Genomic DNA, 7,573 nt, shown 5'->3' with positions numbered 1-7,573 from the left:
TTTATATCCCAATTGCCACTGCCTAATATACTCTTCAGTCGTCATTGGCTTTGGCGTCAAAGCGCCATCGCTTCTAATTTTAGATTGCAACAATGAGGATGCCGGAGCGCTGGGTCTTTTACGAGGCGGTTCTTGTTCTTTTGTTTTTATTTTAGGAAAAATATTGGCTTGCATATGCGCCGCCGCTTGATCCCACAATCCCGGCAATTGATCGGCGGGTACGGTATCCGTGATTGCTTCTTGCCCATCTTTAATTTCTGCCTGCCGGATAACGATCACTTGATCCGGCGCCGTCCACAATCCAACCTGACATGCAATTCCCGATGATGGCGGCCGTCCCATCAAATGATAGCGATATGTGGTTTCGCCGCAAATCAGAGCCGAACTTTCAGAAGGCTCTCCATCAATGCTGTGGGGTAAAATTCCTTTGGCCCCAAGCGTTTCACGAAACCGGGCATAATCCCATGCTTGCGCATTGTCCGGGTTAAAGCTGCCTGCTTGCGCCTCGGCCCATTTTTTATTGTCATCCCCATTTACCAGAAAGGTTGCGTTGACAATTAATGGAATGGAAGCGGCGGCGGATTTGTTACCGGTTCGCGGATCGACCGAAACTTCCCGCAGAATTGCCGTTCTCTGCGCATGCCCCAAATTGTAAAATCCGCTATTGGCGCGCATAGTCAATACGCCGGCACCTTTTAATCCAAGGGAACGCGGCGCCGGGCCATACCGCATTTCTGCGACATACATTTTTGGAATCTGAACCATGACGGCACTATAGCAGTTTTTATAAAATATCCAAATAAGAAATATTGTAATTAATAAAGAATGCAGCATTCACCGTTTGTTGGCTAGGCGGATGCCCCGCTTTTGTATATATATGACTGTCTATGACTTTGAAACTCCCGCAAAAAACCGGCCCTTTATTCCCCCCGCAAACCGGCAAGGCAAAATCGCTGGTGGTGATTTTGCACGGCTATGGCGCCGATGCGCATGATTTATTTCCGCTGTCCCAGGAATGGGCCCCGTCCCTGCCCGAAACGGCATTCATCGCGCTGCACGCCCCATTTTCCTGCGAAGGCAATCCTTATGGAAGGCAATGGTTTTCATTGTTCGATATGGACGCCAGCAACCGGAGCGGCATGTTGACATACTGGCCGATGGAAAAATTGGTCGCGGGCGGACGCGAAGCGGCGCAGATTTTGAATGCCTGGATCGATGAATTGTTGGCGGAATATAAAATCGGCCCGGATAAACTGGCATTGGTTGGATTTTCACAAGGAGCGATGCTGGCGATGCATGTGGGATTGCGCCGCGACAAACAAATTGCCGGAATCGTTGCATTCAGCGGCCGTTTGTTGCAACCCGAATCCTTGGGCAGCGAAATAAAATCAAAACCGCCGGTCATGTTACGGCATGGCGATATGGACGAAGTCGTACCGGCGCAAAATATGATCGATGCGCAAAAATATTTGGAAGACGCCGGTGTTCCAGCCGATGCGCGCATGGATCAAGGCATGGGCCACTCCATTTCCGAGCAAAGCATTAACGAGGCGGCGCAGTTTCTGACCAAAAATTTACCATAGGATGTATCATGATACGTTTATTGATCTGCACCATCGCTTTTTTATTCTCCCTCTCACCCATAGGTTTTGCCATGAGTAATTCCATAGAACCCGTCGCCATATACAAAGAAGGTTGCGGACCGGACGACGGTATGGTCACCATCGTCACAATTCCAGAAGCCAAAATCGACCATGATTTCTGCCGGTCCATCGATCCGCAAAGCAGCGGACCTTTCAGCACCGATAATTTTACCGTAACGGTGCATTCCAGCGCCAAATTCTGGGAAGGCAAAAAAATCGAAGGCGAAATGCTGGAAAAACTGGCGTGGGTGAATATTTGCGGATTTTTGCCGTATGTCATTCCCAAAGACAAATTTCAATTATTGTCGCTGCAATATTTAGAGAATAAAAAAAGTATCGCGTTGAAATACACGATTAACGGCAAGCCCCTGTCGCAAACATTGAAATTGCAGGATAGCGGCGAAAAACAACGCGAAGTTTGCGGGTAATTACCGCGTTTTAATCGCAACGAAAATCGCTTCCATCCGCCGGCGATAGACAAATCTGCAATCCGGGCCGGAAAACCCCGCCGCCTGGGCCAACGCAAACAGCCCGGATTCGGTAATTTTGTTTTCATTACCGCGCTCATACTCGGCGTTCCAATGCGCTCTTTTTATTGATCCATAGGCATCGTCAAAATTCCCAAAAGCCATTTTTTGTTCTGTATATGCGGCGCTGTGATCGTTCGGGTCATCATGCGCAATTGTCCCCGCATAAATAAATATCCCGCCTATCGGCAATTTTCCATAGGCGGTTTCTGCGGCCAAGTCTCTATCTTTGGCGGAAAAGTTGGCAAAAAGTTCTACGGCCATGACAACTTGATAATCGGGATATAATACAGGCTCGCTGAATTGAACGAGATCGGCGTGCAGCACACTCGCGCGGCTTTGTCCTGATTGGGTATTTAATGAAAGAGCAACCTGCTCCGCCACATCTATCCGGTCCTCCAAGATAGTGACCGATAAATGCGGCGATGCCGCCAAAATTTGACGCGTGGTGGTGCCTGCCGCATGACGAATCTGTAAAACATTGATTGGCTTTGACTGGCTTGGATTGAGATGATTGGTAATTTGATGAATCAGAACGCGCTGAAACTGTGGGTAATGCGGCGCCACTAATTCCAAATTCGTTTGTTCCAATTTCAATGGATCGGCTTCCATGCGTAAAATCCGTCTTTTATCAAACCCGCGGCCTGATATTATTACCCCTTTTATAATTTTGTTTATTTAACCCCGCCGGTCAGACCAAGCGGGATTTTATAAAAATACAATTATGTTTCTAGAAATTATCTAGCAGCGATAATTTCCTTCTTTTAACCCTATGGCCACCCGCACGGCTTCTGATTCCACTTTTTGACCAGCTTTTCCGCGCTGAGATTTGCCAGATTTTTTCGCGGCGGTTTCTTTACCATCAGGCCCTGAACCCAAATCTTCCCAAGTAATATCGCCGCCGCCTTCTTTAGTCATTTTCTGCCCCTGCAATTAATTACGCTGTTATATATGGTTTGGCGATCCGGTAAAATGTGCCCGGATGTTTTTCATATTTCGCCAGCAATTTTTCAATGAAACCGTCATTGTGCATTTGTGCAATCGTGGCATTGCAGAAATTTAAAAATTCCGGTTCGTTCTTTTTTACTGGGAATGCGGTTTTAAACACGCGCAGCGGCTCCTGACGCAAGATTTTCAAAGTGTCTGGATTATGCGTTAAAAATTCTGATACTGCATCAGGCTGGACAAAGGTAACATCTGCTTTACCTTGCACCACGCTCAACAGTAATTCTGAGAATGGGGTTGTTTGCGGCATCGAAGTTAATTTCGCCTTGCTAAAATCATTATTGGCAATTTGAGCTGCCATTTCACCATCAATCGTAGCAATCAAAACCGATGGGTCGTTTATCAAATCTAAATTTTTATCAAAACGGGTCATATCTTTGCGCGCAACAGCAACAACGCCATTATAAAATAATCCGCCAGTAAAATCGGCAGCGCGCACGCGTGGCATACTTTCCCAAATCCCCATACAAACAGTTTCGTACCGGTTGTTTGCAAGGCCTTCGAACATATTGCCCCAACCCACTTCCTCGGTAATTTCAATTTGTAAATCGGTAATACGACCAAACTCCTGCATCATTTCATAAAAAATACCGGAAAATTTTCCGGTATTGGCATTTTTATTCAACCAATTAGAATAGGTAACATATCCACAGCGAATTTTACGCGTGCGCATCACGCGGGCGTAAACGCTTTCGCCTTGCTCGGCGGCTTCTCTTTGCCGTACTTGACCAACAGTAATAGCAGCGACTGGCGCGGCCACTGCTGCCGTTCCCAATGCCTTGATAAAATCGCGTTTATTCATAATGGTTTCCTTTTACAAATCCGGTGTACCATAACACAAATTTTGGCCTGTTTCCACATTATTTCTTAAAAGGAAATTAGTGCTAAAACCCCATAGATGTTACATTTTATCCCGATTTTATGATAAAATAAAATAATACAAGGGCTTAATATTGAACATTTATTAATCAATGTTAAGATAAAATCATAGGTAAGGGAGGCTCCCGGCACCAATTTTTACACCATCATGCCAATGCGCTGTTCCAGCGCGAAGGAGATAAGGTCATGACAACCTTCTCCAGCCTGGAATCCTGTCATGCTTTGGTTTTGAACGCCGATTTCCGCCCCCTGTCTTATTACCCTTTATCCGTCTGGTCTTGGCAAGATGCTATCAAAGCAGTGTTCTTGGGCCGCGTCGATATTGTCAGCGAATATGACCGCGAAGTTCACTCGCCCGGCCTGACCATGAAATTGCCCAGCGTAATCGCATTAAAAGAATATATCGCCACCACCAAACGCCCGGCATTCACCCGATTCAATGTATTTTTACGCGACCGGTTTTCTTGCCAATATTGCGGCGAACGGTTTGTAACCCACGATCTGACATTCGATCACGTTATCCCGAAATCGCGTGGCGGACGCACCACTTGGTATAACGTCGTCACCGCATGCGGCATGTGCAATTTGGCCAAGGGCAATAAATTGTGCAACGAGGTCGGCATGTTCCCATTACAAGAACCATATTCGCCCAATTCATTTCAGTTACAGGAAAATGGCCGCGCCTTCCCGCCGAATTATCTGCACACATCCTGGCGCGATTATTTATATTGGGATTCGGAATTGGAAGAATAATTATCTGGCGGCGCGCACCGGCGGTTTGGCCAAGCTTAACCACATAGCTTTTTGTTTATACCACATTGCGGCCACGGCCATGTTTTGGCTGGCGCATTCCCCGGTGGCGCATAATTCCAGAAATTCGGCGGTGCTTACTACGCGCGGGATTACTATGCCATCGCCATCTTTGCGTGGTTTATCTTTGCCCGTCCAACTTGTTAAATCCACTTGCACATAAATCATGCAGGCTTGATGGGTGGATACGGTTGGGGCCACCGGTAAAAGACGCTGGATTAATTTGGTAGAAAGACCCTGCAATCCGGTTTCTTGTCTTAATTCCCGCAAGCCGGCTTTTTCCGGGCTTTCCCCTTTATTCATGCCGCCGGCAATTAAACCACGGAAAATTGTCTGTATATCGCGAGCCAATAAACCCGCCGCCAATTCTTGCACCAGCACAATTTTATCTTTCCATGGGTCGTGCGCCAGCACCGAAACCGATTTGCCGCCCATGGTCACAAAACGAGTGACGGTTTTTTTTGGTCCAGATAAAGCAGGCGTTGAAATTTTAAGGCGCCGCACATTGCCGAATCGGCCTTTAGTCCCTATCGATTCTTCTGAAACAATTCGAGATGGAGCGCCCAATCTGGTTTTCTCCTCAACTGCCCGGCGCAACGCCGATCCGATAGTAGATTTTTTCATACCCAACCTTTTTGCTATTTCTTGCAAAGGCTTTATACGGCATATCTTTTACAGAATCAATAGCGAAGGAAAGCCCTGTTTTGCCTGGGTTTTATAGGCCAGAAAACCTAAATCCGTTCCGACAGCCAGATGGCGCGCTTGGTAATATTGCTGACGATTTTGTACAGCAATTCGTACCCCGGCGCTTGCTCGGCGCCGTGATGCAGACCAATATCGCGGTGATGCACTTCGTCGGCGCAGAATTTTTCTATTGCTAGGCGCAAATCGGGTTCGTCCGCGCCAAGTTCCGCCAATTGTTTTTGGTAATGCTGTTCAATCACTTCTTCGACCGCGACGGTACACGCCATCGCCGCTTTTTCACCCATCATCGCGGTGATCGCGCCCATCGCGAATCCGCCCATATGCCACAGCGGCAATAACGCGGTTGGGCGCACGCGCCGCGCCGGAATGGCATTTTCAAAATATTGCAAATGTTCCAATTCGTGATCCATCATTTCTTGCAATAATTTTTTCAGGCGCGGATTTTTGCCCAGCACCTTCATCTGTCCCTGATAGATTCTTTTCGCGCCATATTCGCCGGCGTGATCGACGCGAATGATCCGTTCGATTTGCGGCGATTTGCGTCGCGCCGATTTGGCAGAACGCGGCCTCCCTCTCGCCTCTCGCCTCTCGCCCCTCGCCTTTGCCTTAGCCATTTTTACGGCTCCGGTAAAACGCAATCAGGCTGAATGCCGCAAGGCCAAGCGACATCAAAACATTATATCCCGCCATGGAAATGCCAAACAGGCTCCATTGCACTTCGTCGCAATGCACGATTGGCGTATTCATAATCTGATTGAACAGCGCGTTCAAATCATCCGGAGTGCTTTGCCCCGGCATGGCGCACACATCCGGCCCAAGCCACCATTTCCATTCAACGCCGACATGATAGGCCGCCAATCCCGCGCCGATCAAAAACACGATCGCGGCCGGGATGAATAACATAGTGATCACCCGGCGTGCCTCGAGATCCGCCTTGTCGTCCCACCCATCGCCCTGCAACACGCAGCGCGACCACAAATAGGCGCAAGCATAAATAAATCCGCCAGCCAAAATCACCGCATAGGGCACGCGTTGGTAATAACATAAAATACAAGGCTGATACCCGCCGATATATTGAAACGCCAGCGCCGCCAGCAAGATCGCGGTGGACGCGGCAAAAATCGCCGCCATCGCCGGGAAAGGTTCGAACAATTTGCGCAAGCACATAATCGGGCACATGGGAAAAAACCTACAATAAATATTTAACGGCCAGTATACCGGACAATAATAGCGCGAAAAACGCCAGTGTCAAAAGTGGCAAATATTTTTCGATAAAACGGCGCATTGCCTCGCCATACCGGTACAATAAAAACGCCTCCAGATTAAACCTTGCGCCGCGGATCAACAATGACGCGCTGGCGAAGATTAACGGGTTCAATCCGACCAATCCGCTGCTGATCGCGACGACTTTGTATGGAAACGGCGTCAGGCCCAGCAGCACGATAATCCACCAACCATATTGATGGAAGTAATTTTGAAAATGCGCGAATTGTTCGTGCAGCCCGTACAGGTCGATCAAATTCTGGCCGATGGTTTCAAATAAAAAATGCCCGATTAAATACCCGAACAACCCGCCCAGAACCGAAGCAACGGTGCACAGCGCGGCGAATCGAAAGGACCGCGCGCGATCGGCGAGGCACATCGGGATCAATAACACATCCGGCGGCAAGGGAAAGAACGAGGATTCGATGAACGCAATCCCGAACAGCGCGCGTTCGGCGTGCGGCGATTGCGCCTTGGCGATGGTCCAATTATAAAGACGATGAAGCATGCGCATGGATGTAGCGGTTTTTCACGGCGAAAGAAAGGCGCGGTTGCTTGTGCGTAATTATACCCTACTCTCCCTCTTGCTACCCTCCCCTTGAGGGAGGGTCAAATTTGCCTTTCTTCAACGCCAGCCGCCACACCAATCCTGGCGCTGGGCAAATTTGGGGTGGGGATTCCGGTGCCAGATTGCAAAGAACCCCAATAAAACCGGACCTTAAAATTCCCGTTGACGAGGCG

The 7,573-nt window shown here is 48.5% G+C and carries 10 protein-coding genes; 3 read left to right on the top strand and 7 right to left on the bottom strand.

What is annotated here, in order from left to right; all coding sequences use genetic code 11:
* The coding region (locus EYC62_06605; protein TAH33693.1) for a hypothetical protein at positions 1-765 on the bottom strand (765 nt) is incomplete at its 3' end.
* Positions 766-887: 122 nt separating this feature from the next.
* Here EYC62_06605 and EYC62_06600 point away from each other — a divergent pair.
* Positions 888-1,583 carry a phospholipase gene (locus tag EYC62_06600; GenBank protein ID TAH33692.1) on the top strand — a complete coding sequence of 232 codons (696 nt, stop codon included), beginning with the start codon at positions 888-890 and terminating at the stop codon, positions 1,581-1,583.
* Between the two features lie 71 nt (positions 1,584-1,654).
* Positions 1,655-2,071 (top strand): hypothetical protein, encoded by a 417-nt coding sequence (locus EYC62_06595; protein ID TAH33691.1) that lies wholly within the window; start codon positions 1,655-1,657, stop codon positions 2,069-2,071.
* Here the strand turns inward: EYC62_06595 and EYC62_06590 are convergent, their stop codons facing one another.
* On the bottom strand, positions 2,072-2,782 hold the full coding sequence (locus EYC62_06590; GenBank protein TAH33690.1) for a hypothetical protein: 711 nt from the start codon (positions 2,780-2,782) through the stop codon (positions 2,072-2,074).
* A gap of 325 nt (positions 2,783-3,107) precedes the next feature.
* Complete coding sequence (locus tag EYC62_06585; GenBank protein ID TAH33689.1) at positions 3,108-3,977, bottom strand: transporter substrate-binding domain-containing protein; 870 nt, start codon at positions 3,975-3,977, stop codon at positions 3,108-3,110.
* A 263-nt stretch (positions 3,978-4,240) separates the two neighbouring features.
* Here EYC62_06585 and EYC62_06580 point away from each other — a divergent pair, with 263 nt between their 5' ends.
* A complete protein-coding gene (locus EYC62_06580) occupies positions 4,241-4,807 on the top strand; it encodes an HNH endonuclease (GenBank protein ID TAH33688.1) in 567 nt (188 codons plus the stop codon).
* Here the strand turns inward: EYC62_06580 and EYC62_06575 are convergent, their stop codons facing one another.
* From EYC62_06575 to EYC62_06560, 4 genes are all read right to left on the bottom strand, one after another.
* Complete coding sequence (locus tag EYC62_06575; GenBank protein TAH33687.1) at positions 4,808-5,488, bottom strand: NUDIX domain-containing protein; 681 nt, start codon at positions 5,486-5,488, stop codon at positions 4,808-4,810.
* Positions 5,489-5,595: 107 nt separating this feature from the next.
* Positions 5,596-6,183 (bottom strand): demethoxyubiquinone hydroxylase family protein, encoded by a 588-nt coding sequence (locus EYC62_06570; protein TAH33686.1) that lies wholly within the window; start codon positions 6,181-6,183, stop codon positions 5,596-5,598.
* Entirely contained in the window at positions 6,176-6,700 is a 525-nt protein-coding gene (locus EYC62_06565) for a disulfide bond formation protein B (protein TAH33697.1), read from the bottom strand. Before EYC62_06565 ends, EYC62_06570 begins: the two co-directional genes overlap by 8 nt.
* A gap of 58 nt (positions 6,701-6,758) precedes the next feature.
* On the bottom strand, positions 6,759-7,340 hold the full coding sequence (locus tag EYC62_06560; protein ID TAH33696.1) for a DedA family protein: 582 nt from the start codon (positions 7,338-7,340) through the stop codon (positions 6,759-6,761).
* Between the last annotated feature and the right edge of the window lie 233 nt (positions 7,341-7,573).

The organism is Alphaproteobacteria bacterium (assembly GCA_004295055.1).
Lineage (GTDB): Bacteria > Pseudomonadota > Alphaproteobacteria > SHNJ01 > SHNJ01 > SHNJ01.
Note: the sequence above shows the minus strand (reverse complement) of the source record. Positions and strands in the feature narration are given on the sequence as shown.